The sequence below is a fragment of the Pseudomonas sp. Pseusp9 genome (genome assembly GCF_059491265.1).
The window spans coordinates 3,268,239-3,284,675 of record NZ_CP168500.1; the positions used below are offsets into that span (position 1 = coordinate 3,268,239).

The 16,437-nt window shown below is 58.6% G+C and carries 14 protein-coding genes; 9 read left to right on the forward strand and 5 right to left on the reverse strand.

Annotation, left to right across the window (positions count from 1 at the left end; genetic code table 11):
* Positions 1–2 precede the first annotated feature (2 nt).
* The 3 genes from ACEN8E_RS14650 to ACEN8E_RS14660 form a co-directional block, all read right to left on the reverse strand.
* Complete coding sequence (locus ACEN8E_RS14650; RefSeq protein WP_495593244.1) at positions 3–737, reverse strand: amino acid ABC transporter ATP-binding protein; 735 nt, start codon at positions 735–737, stop codon at positions 3–5.
* A complete protein-coding gene (locus tag ACEN8E_RS14655; protein ID WP_495593245.1) occupies positions 734–1,411 on the reverse strand; it encodes an amino acid ABC transporter permease in 678 nt (225 codons plus the stop codon). The genes ACEN8E_RS14650 and ACEN8E_RS14655 overlap by 4 nt, the downstream gene beginning before the upstream one ends.
* Before the next feature lie 64 nt (positions 1,412–1,475).
* Positions 1,476–2,252, reverse strand: coding sequence for a transporter substrate-binding domain-containing protein (locus ACEN8E_RS14660; RefSeq protein ID WP_495593246.1), 777 nt, complete (start codon positions 2,250–2,252; stop codon positions 1,476–1,478).
* 366 nt (positions 2,253–2,618) lie between these two features.
* Between ACEN8E_RS14660 and ACEN8E_RS14665 the strand changes: the two genes are divergently transcribed.
* From ACEN8E_RS14665 to arsJ, 3 genes are all read left to right on the forward strand, one after another.
* On the forward strand, positions 2,619–2,969 hold the full coding sequence (locus ACEN8E_RS14665) for an ArsR/SmtB family transcription factor (protein ID WP_495593247.1): 351 nt from the start codon (positions 2,619–2,621) through the stop codon (positions 2,967–2,969).
* 67 nt (positions 2,970–3,036) lie between these two features.
* Complete coding sequence (locus ACEN8E_RS14670; RefSeq protein WP_495593248.1) at positions 3,037–4,041, forward strand: ArsJ-associated glyceraldehyde-3-phosphate dehydrogenase; 1,005 nt, start codon at positions 3,037–3,039, stop codon at positions 4,039–4,041.
* Between the two features lie 11 nt (positions 4,042–4,052).
* The gene (gene arsJ, locus ACEN8E_RS14675) at positions 4,053–5,282 is read left to right on the forward strand and encodes an organoarsenical effux MFS transporter ArsJ (protein WP_495593249.1); all 1,230 of its coding nucleotides are present in this window, start codon (positions 4,053–4,055) and stop codon (positions 5,280–5,282) included.
* Between the two features lie 51 nt (positions 5,283–5,333).
* On the opposite strand, the gene ACEN8E_RS14680 is transcribed toward arsJ, so the two are convergent.
* Positions 5,334–6,032, reverse strand: coding sequence for a potassium channel family protein (locus tag ACEN8E_RS14680; protein WP_495593250.1), 699 nt, complete (start codon positions 6,030–6,032; stop codon positions 5,334–5,336).
* 543 nt (positions 6,033–6,575) lie between these two features.
* Between ACEN8E_RS14680 and ACEN8E_RS14685 the strand changes: the two genes are divergently transcribed.
* The 6 genes from ACEN8E_RS14685 to ACEN8E_RS14710 all read left to right on the forward strand — a co-directional run bounded on the left by ACEN8E_RS14685 (position 6,576) and on the right by ACEN8E_RS14710 (position 15,162).
* Complete coding sequence (locus ACEN8E_RS14685; protein ID WP_495593251.1) at positions 6,576–7,427, forward strand: sugar phosphate isomerase/epimerase family protein; 852 nt, start codon at positions 6,576–6,578, stop codon at positions 7,425–7,427.
* Positions 7,428–7,441: 14 nt separating this feature from the next.
* Positions 7,442–8,512: an isopenicillin N synthase family dioxygenase gene (locus ACEN8E_RS14690; protein WP_495593252.1), complete on the forward strand. Its 1,071-nt coding sequence runs from the start codon at positions 7,442–7,444 to the stop codon at positions 8,510–8,512.
* A gap of 46 nt (positions 8,513–8,558) precedes the next feature.
* On the forward strand, positions 8,559–9,353 hold the full coding sequence (locus ACEN8E_RS14695; protein WP_495593253.1) for an ABC transporter substrate-binding protein: 795 nt from the start codon (positions 8,559–8,561) through the stop codon (positions 9,351–9,353).
* Positions 9,354–9,416: 63 nt separating this feature from the next.
* Positions 9,417–10,964, forward strand: coding sequence for an amino acid ABC transporter permease/ATP-binding protein (locus ACEN8E_RS14700; RefSeq protein ID WP_495593254.1), 1,548 nt, complete (start codon positions 9,417–9,419; stop codon positions 10,962–10,964).
* Between the two features lie 46 nt (positions 10,965–11,010).
* Positions 11,011–11,799 carry an SDR family oxidoreductase gene (locus tag ACEN8E_RS14705; protein ID WP_495593255.1) on the forward strand — a complete coding sequence of 263 codons (789 nt, stop codon included), beginning with the start codon at positions 11,011–11,013 and terminating at the stop codon, positions 11,797–11,799.
* A gap of 450 nt (positions 11,800–12,249) precedes the next feature.
* Complete coding sequence (locus ACEN8E_RS14710; protein WP_495593256.1) at positions 12,250–15,162, forward strand: multicopper oxidase domain-containing protein; 2,913 nt, start codon at positions 12,250–12,252, stop codon at positions 15,160–15,162.
* A gap of 157 nt (positions 15,163–15,319) precedes the next feature.
* On the opposite strand, the gene ACEN8E_RS14715 is transcribed toward ACEN8E_RS14710, so the two are convergent.
* Positions 15,320–16,276, reverse strand: coding sequence for an AraC family transcriptional regulator (locus ACEN8E_RS14715; protein WP_495588697.1), 957 nt, complete (start codon positions 16,274–16,276; stop codon positions 15,320–15,322).
* Between the last annotated feature and the right edge of the window lie 161 nt (positions 16,277–16,437).

The following is a 16,437-nucleotide window of genomic DNA, read 5'->3' on the forward strand; positions in this document are numbered from 1 at the left end:
ATTCAATGATGCAGGATGGCCTGCAGGAACGCTTGTGTGCGTGTTTCCTTAGGTGCGGTAAAAAACGGTTCAGGGATGTTCTGCTCAACAATGCGTCCGCTTTCCATGAAGATCACCCGGTCGGCGACCCGACGGGCAAACCCCATTTCATGAGTGACCACGACCATCGTGACGCCGGAGCGAGCGAGGTTTTGCATGACATCGAGCACTTCGCCAACCATTTCCGGGTCCAGCGCGGAAGTCGGTTCATCGAACAGAATCGCGCGAGGTTCCATAGCCATGGTGCGGGCGATTGCAACACGCTGCTGTTGGCCGCCAGACAATTGGCTGGGGTATTTGTGCGCGTGATCGGCCATGCCGACCTTGACCAATAATTCCTTGGCCCGGGCATGCGCATCACGCCGACTCAAGCCCCGCACCCGGATCGGTGCCAGCGACACATTGTCGAGAACACTGAGGTGCGGATAGAGGTTGAAACTTTGAAACACCATGCCTACTTCGCTGCGAATGGCGGCGAGTCGCGGGCCGTTTTCAACCCGCTCACCCGCCACACGGATATGGCCTTGCTGGTAGTCTTCAAGCAGATTGATGCAGCGGATCAAGGTCGACTTCCCCGAACCGGACGGGCCAAGAATGACCACCACTTCACCTTCTTCAACCTGCAGATTGATATCGCTCAACGCTTTGAAGTTGCCGTAGTACTTGTCGAGCTTTTCGATGTCGATCAACGTGCTCATGCGGTTTTTCCTCCCGAGGCGTTGCGGCGTTCAATCCAGCTGACCATCTGTACCAACGGCAACAGTAGCAACAGGTACAGCAAGGCAGCCCCTACCAGCGGTGTCGGGTTGGCAGCCAGTGCCTGCGCCTGGGTTGCCTGCTTGAGCAAGTCAGGCATGGCTACTACCGAGGCGAGCGCCGTGTCTTTCATGACGTTGATGCAATTGCTCGTCATGGGAGGCATTACGATGCGAATGGCCTGCGGTAAAACGACGTCGCGCATGGTGTTGAAAAAGCTCATGCCTTGAGACGCCGAGGCTTCGAACTGTCCGCGGGGGATGGCCTCGATGCCTGACCGAAAGATCTCCGCGCTGTAGGCGCAGGAGACAAGCGACAGCGCACTGGCGGCGGCCGCAAAAGACGACAGTCGAATCCCCACAAAAGGTAGCGCGTAATAGATGAGTACCAGCAAAACCAGCAATGGAATGGAACGCATGATATCGATGTAGATACGTGCGAACGCTCGAACGGGTGCGTAGGAGTACAACCTCAACAGCGCCAGCAACAGCCCCCCCACCAGACCCAGGGCAATACTCACCACCCCAAGCAAAATGGTGACGCCCAGACCACGTATCATCAGCGGAAGCGACTCGACGAGCACATTCCAATTAAAAAATGTCTGCAAAAGATCCATGGGATACCTCGGTCAATACAAGTGGCGAACGGCTGTCGCCACTTACATGCAACAGCAGCAAGGCTTACTTGAGGACAGCGGTCACTTGCAGGGTGCTCGAATCTTTATCAGCTTCGGTACCGAACCATTCTTTGTGGATCTTTCCGAGTGTGCCGTCTTCTTTCATCTTGCTGATGATGTCGTTGACCTGATCGCTCATCGCCCAGCCTTTGGCGTGCATCAACGAGTAGCGTTCACCGGTGGGAATACGCGCCACGATGGTGTATTGCGGCTTGTCCTTGATGTAGTAGAGCACTGCTGGAATGTCGCTGAGGTAGCCATCGATGCGCCCGGAGGCGAGATCAAGCATGGCTGGCGATAGCCCTTCATAACGCGAGACGTCGGCGAATTTGTACTCGTCCTTGTGTTGGCCAATCCACATGTCGCCGGTCGAGCCCGTGTCGGCGCCAACGACCTTGTCGGCCATATCGCCCAGGCTCTTGACCTTGGACGTAGTAAGCGCGGTCAGCGACTGGTCGCTGTCGAAGTAAGGCTGTGCGAAGGCGACCGACTCCAGTCGTTTAGGGGTAATGGTGATCGACGAAATAGCGATCTCGACACGTTTTGATTGCACGGCACTGAACAGGCCGTTGAAAGGAATGTTGATGAACTCGACGCTTTTCCCGGCACGTTTGGCCACTTCTTTTACAACATCGACCTCGAAGCCGACGAACTCCCCTTTGGCGTCCTGAAACTCCCAGGGCACGTTGCCAACGTTGGCACCTACAGTCCAGTCAGCCGACCAGGCTGGCAGTGCAACTGCGGCGGTCATGAATAATCCCAACATCACTTTCGCTTTCATGTTTGCTCCCGATTGTTTGTTTTTTTAGGTGCTAACAGCGGTTGATCTCGTACAACGTGGGATCGAGAGTAAATGAATGGATTATTTATTTCAACACCACTTATCCGTGAATTTTTTACTCCGCCACCATCTTCAGCTTTCTTTAAGCGTCACGTCCAAAGGGCTGGTTACGGTCAGGACCGACCAAGGTGGCCACGCGCAGCAGACTTCGCGGCAGGCAGAAAACGGCCAGAAGCAGACACTCAGTATCACTACGGCAAATCAGTTCACAGTCTGACGGAGTTCACCGCGTTTGCACATTCGCTGGGGGCTTTCTCATTTCAACAATATCTGTATATTCGCATTATCGAATATACGAGCTGTGCCATGAGCCTCCTGCCTGCCACTGTCTTCAAATGCCTGGGTGATGAAACCCGCACCAGAATCATGCTGATGCTCTGTGCGCAAGGCGAACTCTGCGTGTGTGAACTGATCTGGGCGCTGGATGACAGTCAATCGAAGATTTCACGCCACCTGGCGCAGTTGCGCACCTGCGGCCTGCTCGAAACCCGCCGTCAAGATCAATGGATTTACTACCGGGTGCACCCTGCACTTCCACAGTGGGTCGTCGACATTCTCCAGGTGACACTCGAAGCCAACCGCCACTGGCTGAGCCGGGACGAACAGCGCCTTGATCAGATGGGTGACCGCCCTCAGCGCAAGGCAGCCTGCTGCTGACGTAACAGCCAAATCAATCAGGCCAGCCCTGCCCTTCCGTAGACAGCACACGAAAGAGAACAACGCCATGAGCATCAGAGTAGGTATCAACGGTTTCGGTCGAATCGGTCGTCTTGCCTTGCGCGCGGCCTGGCACTGGCCCGAGTTTGAATTCGTGCAAATCAATGACCCTGCTGGCGACGCCATCACTCATGCGCACCTGATCAATTTCGACTCGGTGCATGGCCGTTGGCACAACGAAGCCAGCGCCGATGGCGATTGTGTGGTCATTGACGGTCGCCGCATGCGGGTGACGGCCAACAAATCCATCGCTGACACGGACTGGTCCGGCTGCGACCTGGTCATCGAGGCCAGTGGCAAAATGAAGACCGTTGACGTGCTTCAGGCGTACCTGGAACAAGGTGTGAAGCGCGTGGTGGTTTGTGCGCCAGTGAAGGAACAGGGGGCGCTGAACATCGTCATGGGCGTCAATCAGCACCTGTTCGATCCGGCGCAGCACCGTATTGTTACCGCCGCATCCTGCACCACCAATTGCCTGGCGCCAGTGGTCAAGGTGATCCACGAAAACCTGGGTATTCGCCATGGTTCGATCACCACGATCCACGACCTGACCAATACCCAGAGTATTCTCGATCAACCGCACAAGGACCTGCGTCGGGCCCGAGCTTCGGGTATGAGCCTGATCCCGACCAGTACGGGGTCGGCGACAGCAATTGCGGAGATTTTTCCAGAGCTGCGTGGCCGCCTGAACGGCCACGCCGTGCGCGTACCACTGGCCAATGCCTCGCTTACCGACTGCGTATTCGAGGTGACGCGCGAAACCACGGTGGATGAGGTCAATGCCCTGCTCAAGGCGGCGGCCGCTGGCCCGCTGAAAAACATCCTTGGCTACGAGGAGCGTCCATTGGTTTCAATCGACTACCGCACCGATCCGCGCTCCTCGATCATTGATGCACTCTCGACCATGGTGGTGAACGGCACCCAAGTGAAAATCTACGCGTGGTACGACAACGAATGGGGGTACGCCAACCGTGTTGTCGAACTGGCCAGGCTGGTCGGTCTGGCCAGTTGACAGGGGCGATCATGAAGGCATTGTCAGCCCTTTCCCCGCAAGTGCGGCAGTATCTGCTGGTCACCGGCAACTACTGGGCCTTTACCCTCACCGACGGTGCGCTGCGCATGTTGGTGGTGCTCCATTTCCACACCTTGGGCTACTCGCCGCTGCAAATTGCCGCGCTGTTCCTGTTTTACGAGATCTTCGGCGTCATCACAAACCTGGTGGGTGGCTACCTCGGCGCCCGCCTGGGCTTGAATCGCACGATGAACATCGGTCTGGGCCTCCAGGTGGCTGCCCTGCTGATGCTCACTGTGCCGGTCGCCTGGCTGACCATCCCTTGGGTGATGGGCGCTCAGGCGCTGTCCGGTATCGCCAAGGACCTCAACAAGATGAGTGCCAAGAGTTCGATCAAGCTCCTGGTACCCGACCAGCAACAGGGCACGCTTTATCAGTGGATCGCCCTCCTCACCGGCTCAAAAAACGCCCTCAAGGGTGTGGGCTTCTTCCTGGGCGGCGCCTTGCTGGCATGGCTGACCTTCAGAGGCGCGGTGCTACTGATGGCAACGGTATTGGCGCTGATCTGGATGGCGAGCCTGTTCCTGCTGAAAAAGGACCTGGGCAAAGCCAAGGCCAAGCCGAAGTTCCGCGAGATGCTTTCCAAGAGCCGAGCGATCAACATCCTCTCGGCAGCGCGGCTGTTTCTCTTCGGTGCTCGCGATGTGTGGTTTGTCGTCGCCTTGCCGGTGTACCTGAGTGAGGTATTTGGCTGGGACTTTTGGTGGGTGGGTGGATTTCTGGCGGCTTGGGTTATCGGCTATGGCATCGTCCAGACTCTCGCCCCGAACATCACCGGGAAGAAGCATGGCCACGTCCCGGATGGGCGAGCGGCCTTCGTTTGGGCGGCGTTGCTGGCCGGCCTGCCGGCGGCCATCGCCCTCGGCCTCTCGGCGGGCTGGTCGCCCCAGACTGTACTCCTGGGTGGGTTGATGATCTTCGGTGCGCTGTTTGCGGTGAACTCATCCTTGCACAGCTACCTGATCGTCTCCTATGCCCAAGAGGATGGAGTATCGCTGGACGTCGGTTTCTACTACATGTCGAACGCTCTGGGGCGGCTGCTCGGCACCGTACTGTCCGGCTGGATTTACCAGTCCTATGGGCTGGGGGCCTGTCTGTGGGTTTCCACGGCGTTTGTACTATTGGCCGCTCTGATTTCAATCGCCTTGCCCAGGCACGCCGAAGCGATACCATCGACATGACATGATGAGATTCCGCTGACTGAATGGAAGTCAGTCAACCAAAATCGAGAGTCACTTGGTCTGATTCGACGGATAAAGACCGGCAAGCCGCGCTATCACAACACCAACATAAAACACGCCTGAAAACTCTTCGACCATCACCAGTGAGCGGGCGTGGTTGGTCAGCGGGATAACATCACCGTAACCGGTGGTCGTGAGCGTTGTGAAGCTGAAGTAGATCAGTTTGAAGAAAGTGCCGGGCTGTCCGAAGTCGAGTTGGCCAGGGCCGAATGAGCCAGCGCGGGATATCTCGACCAGGGCATAGACGAAGGACCAGGCGAAGGCCAGCATGATGTACCCCGCAAGCGCGCCATGCAGCTTGTCGGCGGTAATCGGCCCGCGTTTGAGAATATAGCCAAGCACTCCGATGAACGAGACTGCAAGAGACGCCGCATAAGATATCCCGGCAAGAAAAAGAATCGCGATGCTCTCAGCCCACAACGCCGCCCATTGAAGGCCAACCCCAAGCAACGCCAGACCCAGTTTGAGGATGAACCCCCGCCGAGTCTGCCTGGTGGCGAAAGCGCCCACGAGCAGCACGCTTGAAAACAGAATGCCGAGCAATGTGCGGGCAAACAGACCTTCCTCAAGTAAGGGAAACAGGAGGATCAAACCCAGCAAGAGCAGCAATAGATAGGTGCAGGGCCCTCGCCCTATGACCATCTGACCTAAATCCTCGTCGGATTCGGTTTTATCTTGCGGATTTGTCATACCGGTTTCCCAGAGATTGAGTTAACGCTCGAGACTTGACGTTGCTCGGTTGAAATCTGACCTGGCTTTAGAAGAGTCGGCAGGGGAATTCTAGTCGCGAATGCATGTGAGAGGATTCAGCCGTACTGCTATGGGTCGATTCCTACCCTGCACGACAGGCAGAAATCGGCCAGGAGCCCTCCCCTGAGCGGCCCGCTGTCGCTTGGGACTCTTCAAAATGATGCCGTAATAGAGGCACACCTCGCTAATAGCCAGCGTAGACACGTATTCCCTCATCAAATCCCTCCTGACAAGCGCGATAAGTAGCCAGCTAATTGTTAATGAAAACCTGAAGTATTCATTTGAGTTTTCGGATTCTTTCGCCGTGCGGCCTGTGCCTAACATCGGCTCCACAGCGAACCAGTCTCGGTATCGCTCAGTGGGATCAGATGACACAGAGAGCCGGATCAAAAGGCCGCTGCTACCGCTGACCATTGATCGCCAAGCCGTCTGGTGCCGTCGAAGTGCTTTAGCACCAGGCCCTGGGATTTTTGAGGATCACCGATGAAGCTGGAAATTTTTCGCACGCTGTGGGGTTACACCGCCAGCAAGGCTCAGGCGCTCGATGAGTTGCTGCGGGCAGGCTTTGACGGCATGGAAGCACGCCTGCCACTGGACGCCGGTGAACGGGCCGAGTTTGGCGCGTTTCTCCAGGCCAATCGCCTGGGCTATATCAGCACCGTCTTCACCGCGTACGACGTGCTGCCCGACCAATCGGCAACGCCTGCCGTCCACCTCAGTGACCTGGACCGCAAACTCGCCTGGGCCGCCGAACTCGGCCCACGCTTCGTCAACGTACTGGCGGGCAACGACCGCTGGTCCTTGCCACAACAAGTGGATTTTTTTGGCCAGGCGCTGGATCTGGCGCGCAAGCACGGCCAGGTCTGCAGTTTCGAAACTCACCGCTCGCGTTCGCTGTTCAACCCCTGGGTGACCCTGGAGTTGATCCGGCAGTTGCCCGATCTGTTGTTCACCAGTGACATCAGCCATTGGGTGGTGACCTGCGAACGTCTGTTGAATGACCCGGCCGATGACCTGAGCGCTTTCGTCGAGCGGGTTCACCATATCCAGGCCCGGGTCGGGTACGACCAGGGCCCGCAGGTTCCACACCCGGCGGCGCCCGAATATGCCAAAGAACTGGCGTTCCATCAGCAGCACTGGGAAAACATCTGGCGCTCGCAGCAAGCCCGCGGATACCAGGTCAGCACCCTGACCCCGGAATTCGGCGCCGACGGCTACCTGCATCATTTGCCCTTCACCAATGTCCCCGTCGCCGACCTGTGGTCATTGAACGTGTGGATGGGCCAGACCGAGCGCGAACACTTCGAGCGATTCCACCACTCAAGCCATCCTTAGGGAGCCGACGCGTCATGCCTGACAATAAAAATAAAAGCATCAGCACTGACACACACAAAGCCAACTTCAACAGCATCCCGGTGGTCAACATCGCCGGTCTGTTCAGCTTTGAACTGGAACACCGCCTGGCCGTGGCCGAACAACTGGGGCGCGCCGCCAGCGAAGTCGGGTTTCTCTACATCACCGATCACGGCATCGACCCGCAACTGATCGCCAACCTGCGCCAGGCAGCCAAGGACTTTTTCGACCAGCCCTTCGACACCAAGATGCGGCACTACATCGGTACCTCGCAAACCCACAAGGGCTTTGTACCCGAAGGCGAAGAGGTCTATTCCAAAGGCAAGCCGGACCACAAGGAGGCCTTCGACGTCGGCTTCGAAGTCCCGGTCGATGATCCGCTGGTGCTGGCCAATACGCCATTGCTGGGGCCCAACGACTGGCCGCAGCTGGCAGGTTTCAAGGCATCGGTGCAGGCCTACTATGAAGCGATCTTCGCCTTGGGCCGGCGCCTGTTCGGCGGCTTCGCCCTGACCCTGGGCCTGGAGGAAAACTATTTCGACAGCCTGGTCACCCGTCCGCCGTCCAAGCTGCGCCTGATCCACTACCCCTACGACGGTGCGGCCCATGACGCACCGGGGCTTGGCGCCCATACTGATTACGAGTGCTTCACCATCCTCCTGGCCGACAAACCCGGCCTTGAGGTGATGAACAACCTTGGCCAATGGATCGACGCACCACCGATTGCCGATGCCTTTGTGGTCAACATCGGCGACATGCTGGAAGTGATGACCGCAGGCGCATTCGTTGCCACTGCGCACCGGGTGCGCAGCGTGAAGGAGGAACGCTATTCCTTCCCGCTGTTTTATGCCTGCGACTATCACACCCAGATCAAACCGCTGCCCGGGTTCGCCCAGGCCGGCAACGACTACGAAGAAATCACGATCGGCGAACACATGTATGGCCAGGCGCTGCAGACCTATCAGTATCTGCGCCAGAGGGTGGCCAATGGGGAAGTTCAACTGCCAGGCAAGGCACGCAAGCCCGCCAGTTTCGGACATTTGAAAAATCAGGCGCAACCGTCCTGATTGAAGTTTTCAGCTACACCCTTACCTACGCCGGAGTCAGTAAAAGATGAAAAACAATAAGAAAAACCTGTTGAGCCTGGCTGTATTGGCAGCCGGCATGCTCGGTGCCTCGATGAGCATGGCCGCTTCAGACACGTTCAAGGTCGGCATGGAAATCACCTACCCGCCTTTCGAGTCCTATGACAAGGACAAGAACGTGGTGGGTTCGGACCCCGAACTGGCAACGGCACTGGCCAAGCACATGAACGCCAAGGTGGAGTTCGTCGACACCAAGTTCCCGAGCCTGATCCTGGGCCTGAACTCCGGCAAGTACGACGCGGTCATTTCCGGCATGTACATCACGCCGGAGCGCCAGACCCAAGCCCAGACCATTGCTTATGCCAACACCGGCGCCGCGGTCATGGTGCCCCAGGGCAGCGAGATCAATGCGAAAAAACCTGAAGACCTGTGCGGCTTGAAACTGGGCCTGGAACAGGGCACTACCTGGGTCAAGGAATTCCGCAAGCTGTCCGACGACTACTGCGTGCCGAACAACAAGGGTGCCATCACCGTCAGCGAGTACCCCTCGGCGCCGGAAGTGACCCAGGCCCTGTTATCCAGGAACATCCAGGCCCAGGTTGAAATTGCCGGCGCCGCCAAAATGATCGCGGAAAAAACCAATGGCCGGGTCGTGATCACCACCGAGCACCCGATCTATCAGCAAACCCTGGGCATCTTCGTCAAGAAAGGCAACGACGAAACCTACCAGGCGGTGCAAAAGGCCTTCGAGGAAACGAAAAAGAGCGGTGAATACGCCGCTATCCTTAAGAAATATGGCCTGGAAGAGCCGGCTGCCCAATAAGAACCTGTCCTGTAGTCTGGTCATCTGCCGCCCCTGCACGGGGGCGGCAGATCGAGGTGCCCTATGCAATTCGATTGGTCGTACTTTCTCTCCCTGTTCTCCCTGCCGGACTTCTGGAAAGCCTGCGTCACGGTGATCCAGCTCAGTGCCCTGGCCTGGTTCATCGGCATGCTCCTGGGTTTTGTCCTGGCCACGGCCAAGCTGTCCCAATCGCCCTTGCTGCGCATTCCGGCAGCGGTCTACATCTGGTTTTTCCGCAGCATCCCGTTGCTGGTGCTGGTGGTGTTCGTCTACAACCTGCCGCAATTGTTTCCCGGCAGCGGACCGATCCTGTCCAACCCCTTCTACTCCGGCTTGCTGGCCCTGGTGGTCACCGAGGCGGCGTACATGGCGGAAATCCATCGTGGCGGCCTGATTTCCGTGGCCAAGGGCCAGAAGGAAGCCGGGCGCGCGCTGGGTGTCGGCCTGTTCGGCATGCAACGCCTGATCGTGATCCCCCAGGCTTTCCGTATTTCCCTGCCCACCCTGATCAATGAATACATCACGGTGGTCAAGCTGACGTCGCTGGTCTCGGTCATCTCCCTGACCGAAATCCTCACGGTCGGCCAACGCCTCTATGCCACCAACTTCCTGGTCATGGAGACCCTGGCGGCGGTCGGCGTCTACTACGTGTTGATCGTCACCGTGTTCGGTTACTTCCTGCAGCGCCTGGAGCGCTACCTGGACCTGAACTTCCGCAAGCCGCATACACTCGACGAGGCCACCATTGCCAAATTCAAGGCCAGCGCCGAAGCGTTGCCCGACGTAGCCCGCAAAGCCGCCGGCAACAGCGCAACGCCCATCCTGCAACTGAACAACATCCAGAAAAGCTACGGCACGCACAAGGTGCTGCTGGGTATCGACCTGAATGTCGACTACGGCCAGGTGGTCTCTATCATCGGTCCATCCGGTTCCGGCAAGACTTCGCTGATCCGCACGGTCAACGGCCTGGAAAGCATCGATACCGGCGACATTCAGTTGTTCGGCGAAAAGTTCATCGAAGCAACTGACAAACCCAACAGCTCCCGCCTGCGCAAAGGCGTGCGGCACATCGGCATGGTGTTCCAGAACTTCAACCTGTTCCCGCACCGCACCATTCTCGACAACGTCACGCTGGCACCGCGTTACCACGGCCAAGCGGGCGAGCTGAGTGAACATCGAGCGTATGCGCTGCTGGACAAGGTCGGCCTGCTGGCCCATGCCCACAAGTACCCGCACCAGCTTTCCGGTGGGCAGCAACAGCGTGTGGCGATCGCCCGGGCCCTGGCCATGGAGCCGCAGATCATGCTGTTCGACGAGCCAACCTCGGCCCTCGACCCGGAACTGGTCAACGACGTGCTCAACGTGATCCGCGACCTGGCGAAGGAAGGCATGACCATGCTGATCGTGACCCACGAAATGGACTTTGCCATGTCGATCTCCGACCGGGTGATTTTCATGGAGAACGGCAATATTCAACTCGATGCCGCACCTGAAACCATACGATGCGACGCCAAGGGCGAGCGAGTACGGCGCTTCATGGGAATCGATGCCCGATCGCCAAGCCTGTCTGCTACGGTGGATCATGCATGAGCAGGCAACCACTTTCTTTGAGCTACCTTCTTTCTGGAAAACCCGCATGAATCTTGGAATAGCAGGACGCTGGGCGCTGGTCTGCGCCGCCAGCAAAGGCCTGGGCAAAGCCTGCGCACAGGCACTCGTGCGCGAAGGCGTGAACGTGGTTATCACCGCACGGGGCGAACACACGCTGAATGAAACGGCCCGTGAGCTCAGGGCGATAAATCCTCAAGTGACGGTCATCGCCGTGGCCGGAGACATTTCGACGCCCGAGGGTCGGGCGGCAGCGCTCGGGGCCCATGAGCATTTCGATATTCTGATCAATAACGCCGGAGGCCCTCCCCCCGGGGATTTCCGCGAATGGAATCGCGACACCTGGCTCAAGGCGCTGGATGCCAACATGCTGACCCCTATCGAATTGATCAAGGCCACGGTAGACGGTATGGCGGCACGCGGATTTGGCCGGATCATCAACATCACCTCGAGTGCCGTGAAGTCCCCTATCGAAAGCCTGGGCCTGTCCAATGGCGCACGCAGTGGCCTGACGGGGTTCATCGCAGGGCTTGCCCGACAGGACAACATTGCCAGTCGCAATGTGACGATCAACAACCTGCAACCGGGCTCATTCGATACCGATCGACTGCGTGACAACCTGGTCGCTGCCGCCGAAGAGTCGGGGCAAGACAGTGAGGCATTCCTTGATGAGTGCCGTGCCGAAATTCCTGCCAAGCGCTTTGGCTCACCCGAGGAGTTTGGTGCACTTTGCGCCTTCGTTTGCAGCAGCCATGCGGGCTACCTGACGGGGCAGAACCTGTTGATCGACGGAGGAGCCGTTCGATCCAGTCAATAATAACGACTGGCACAATGGGACAAGCCGTAAACGGCCACTTCTCCTATCCCGAATACCCCGCACAATCGCACCCTGAATTGGGTAACCCACTGTAGGAGCGAGCTCGCTCGCGATGGTCGTTAACGATACCGCGTGTTAACTGACTAAACGCAGGGTTCTTGAGTCCATCGCGAGCAAGCTCGCTCCTACAGTGAACAACATGGCCCTGTATTGGGGGGGTAATCCCCATTATCGGGGGCCTTCACCCAACTTCTGATACGCCCGCCCAAAGCCCGCAAGCAAGGGGAATGTGGCGTAGAGCCATTAATCAATTCCTTTCACTTTTGGCAGAAAAATTGCGTCGTCGACATCCCGACTTGAAACAATATGTTTCGCCGGCCGGCCTGGATGCCGTGGCTCGCTACCCATGCATTGCCACGCGCTCCGGAGAACCCGTCAGAGGTGTTTGCGATGAAACTAGATACCGGAAGGTTGACTCCTAGTCCATTGTTCAAAACCAGGCTGGCGCTGAGTATCTCTGCTGCCGTGATCATGCTGGGATTGGGCTTGTCCCACACCCAGGCAGCCCCCCTCGACAACACCGACCCACCGCCTCCTACCGACCCATCGGCATTCACCAATCCGCCTGCCGACCCCAACGCCGCCTTGAGGGACTTGCTCAAGCAGCCTCCGGCAAACGTCGGTGCCTTCGACTTGCCCAATGGAGTGGTCGGTAACCGCAAGACGCCCCTGGTCGACAATGTGCTGCCACCCAATCTGCAACCCAGCTTCAATATCCCCACTAACGGAAATGCCAGCCCGTTGTTCGGGGCGCAACCGTTCACGCAGAAGCTTGAACTGTTCGAGGAGTTCGGTTCGAACAAGCTCAATGCAGCCGACCCGCCATCACCCGTTCCGTTTCCGGTCCCGACGGTGGGCCCCGCACCAGCGCAAGATCCATTGTTTGTGGCGCGTAGCGGCCCGTCGCCGGATGCGCTGGATGCCTTTCTCAGGCAGCCGGCATTGACGCCCTTCCCGACCGAGTTCTCCAATGTGCTGGACTACAACCCCTGGAAGGCGCAGATAGAGGCCTTCCTCAATCGCCGGGTCGGTTCGCCTGCAGAAGGCCGGCCACCGGGAAAAGGCTGGGCGCACCAGCGCTTCAATGAGTTTTTCCCGCGCGACGCCTTCAAGACCGTGCAAGCCGGCGCGCACGTCAACAGCGGCTTGCGTGATCGTATGCAACGGCATAACTACGCTGTGGGGGAATTTGGGCCAGGCGGGCTCTATCACAACACCAACGGCGACCCGGCCAACGAGGGCACCACCAAGGGCATTCAAGTACAGTTTCACCCCAACCTGCCCATCCAGGACCACAATGCCTTATGGACGTTCGACGGCACCTTTCCACCCAAACTGCTCCAGGTGCGCTATGGCCAGGCGATGCTGATGCGTCATTACGATGCGTTGCCCATCGACCCGGCGGCCAACCGGGGTTTTGGCCTGCACACCCTCACCACCCATGAGCATAACGGTCACTCGCCTGCGGAAAGCGACGGTTTTACCAACGCGTTCTTCTTCCCGGGCCAGTACTACGACTATCGCTGGCCGATCCAGTTGGCCGGTTACGACACCATCAATACCAAGGCCGAAGACCCACGGGCAGCGTTCCCCTGCGACCCCGGCGAGACCCTTTTCGTCAACGACACCAGCCCCGGCTTCAAGACCTGCGACCACGGCACCATCAAGATCCGTGGCGACTGGCGCGAAACCATGAGCACCCACTGGTTCCACGACCACATGCTCGACTTCACCGCGCAGAATGTCTACAAGGGCAATGCGACGATGATGAACTACTACAGCGCCGTGGACCGTGGCAACGAGTCGGTCAACGACGGCGTCAACCTGCGCTTGCCCAGCGGTTCGGCGCTGAGCTGGGGGAACCGTGACTACGACATCAACCTGACGATCGCCGACAAGGCCTGGGACCAGACCGGCCAGTTGTGGTTCAACCCGTTCAACACCGACGGGTTTCTCGGTGACCAGGTGCTGACCAACTGGGAATTCAAGCCCTTCCTGGACGTACGTGCCCGTCGCTACCGTTTCCGGATTCTCAACGGATCGGTTTCTCGCTTCTTCAAGCTGGCGGTGGTGCGTCAGGTCAATGGTAATGGTGGCGAGTTTCCGGGCCCGAAAAACTCCGGGGTTTCCTATAACCGGGTGCCGTTCCACATGATTGCCAACGACGGCAACCTCATGGAGCACGCCGTGCCGTTCGATGGCAGCCTGGACCTCGATGGCGACGGCGACACACAGGACAACAATGCCATTCTGCCAATGCTGGGCATTGCCGAACGCTATGACATCGTCGTCGATTTCGCGAATAACGGCATCAAGCCGGGCGACAAGATCTTCTTCGTCAATATCGAGGAGCATGAAAACGGCAAGCTTCCAAAGCGTGATATTCCATTGGCGGATGTACTGTCCGAGAAGTACCTGCCCGTGGTCAGGCCAACCAGCCACGGACCACAGTGGGTCAACGGTGACCCGGGGGTGGGCCAGTTCATGCAACTGAACGTCCAGCCTTACACCGGCCAGGATGTCAGCATGAACCCGATCGACTTCGAGCCCGCCAAGCCTGGCAAGCCCGAGGGCAAGTTCCTGATCCCGCTGCCCTTGCACCGTGATGACCCTGCTGATATCGCCCGGCTTGCCCAGGCGCGGCACCGAACCTTTATCTTTGGTCGCTCCGACGGCACGGACTTGACGCCCTGGACGATCAAGACCGATGGCGGCCCGGGGTTCAACATGGACCCGCGGCGGATTTCCGCTGCGCCACAACTGTCCACTGGCCCGACACCGGCCGGGTTCAAGGGCGAAGGCACGCTGGAAATCTGGAAGATCCAGAACGGCGGCAATGGCTGGACCCACCCGGTGCATGTGCACTTCGAGGAAGGGGTCATTCTCAGTCGCGGCGGCAGACCACCACCAGAATGGGAAAAAGGCGCGCGCAAGGATGTCTACCGTATAGGCCCCGATCCCGACAGCCTCGACAATGTCGAAATGGCCATACGCATCCGTGAGTTTGCCGGTACCTACATGGAGCACTGCCACAACACCCAGCATGAGGACACCTCGATGCTGCTGCGTTGGGACTCCGAGCACCCGGGCCAGTTCCAGTTGATGCCCACACCGTTGCCCAGCTGGGACGGCGTGAAATTCGTGGACTCGGTTGCGTTACCGACATTCCGTACGGGAGATGGCGTCGGACCACAGGTCAAGGTCAACGTAATCCAGGGAGATAGCAGCGGTAGTGGCAGCAGTGGCAGCAGTGGCAGCAGTGGCAGCAGCGGAGGCAGCGGAGGCAGCGGAGGAAAAGGCTAGCGTCGTTTATCAAACGGCTGGTCATGTCGTCAGCAAACGCACGAAACCTGCGTGACCGTTTGAGCCCAAAGCCGCCTGACATCACAGGCGGCTTTGGGTTGATGGTCGGGCATTGGCTGCCTGGGCTTTTCGGGTTTTGCGCCGGCACCGGACCTTCTCATATCGATTGTCTGCGCCAGGTGCCGGGGGATGTGCCGAACTGGCGTTTGAATGCGCGACTGAACGCGGCTTCGGATTCATAGCCAACTGCAAAACCGACTTGCGCCACGTTGCCGTGACCTTCGCGCAGGTGTTGAGCCGCCACATGCATGCGCCAGAGCGTCAGGTATTGCATCGGTGGCTGTCCGACCAACGCCGTGAATCGCTCCGCGAATACCGAGCGCGACATGCCCACCTCAAGCGCCAGGGCTTCGGCAGTCCAGCTTTCGGTCGGACGCGCATGGAGCAGCGCCAGTGCGCGGCCGATATGCCGATCCCGCAAACCCGCCAGCCACCCGCGCCGCTCGGCGGGAAGACTGGCGACATACTGGCTGACGGCTTCGACGAACAGCAGTTCGGACAGCTTGGCGATGACCGTAGTCGAACCGACGCGTCCCGCCGCAATTTCACTGACAGCAAAACGGAACGAACTTTCGATCCAGGCGCCCGAAGCCGTCGCGCGCACGTCCAGTTTCAATATGGATGGCAACGACGAAAGCAACGGGCTGAAGGGTGTTTCAGAGCCGAGGAATCCGCACAACAGCTGCGTGACCTCACCGCCCCCGCCGTACTTGATCCGTGAAATCCCACCCACTTGCGGCGGCTGAATGACTTCTTTCGCCGGCATGGGCGCAACGCTCAGGTCGCTGCCAAAAGAGTGAGCGTCATTGCGCGGAAGCAGAACGAGTTCACCCGCCCCAACGTCGATGGCGGTATCCCCGTCGATGCGTATTTGCATGTGCCCCGCCGCGACAAAATGCGACGCAATGATATGCCGGGGTACCGCCAGGAACGGTTTGCAATCATTCGCCGAGAGCCTTCCGTTGATACACCAGGGCGCAGTGAGTTCCGCCTCGAGGAACACCCCTCCAGACAGCCGAATCACCCGCAATACATCAGAAAGCGCATCCAGCACTTGCCAGCCCTCCTTTCCGGAGCCCTGAGCATGTAATCAGGCGCACCGGTCATTTGCCGCCTGAACCGCGAGACCTAGATTAGCACCAGCGCGGACTCAGAGATCGAGACAGCTCCCAGAGGCTTCACCCAAGGTCATTGGCTCCGGCGTCAACCGTAATT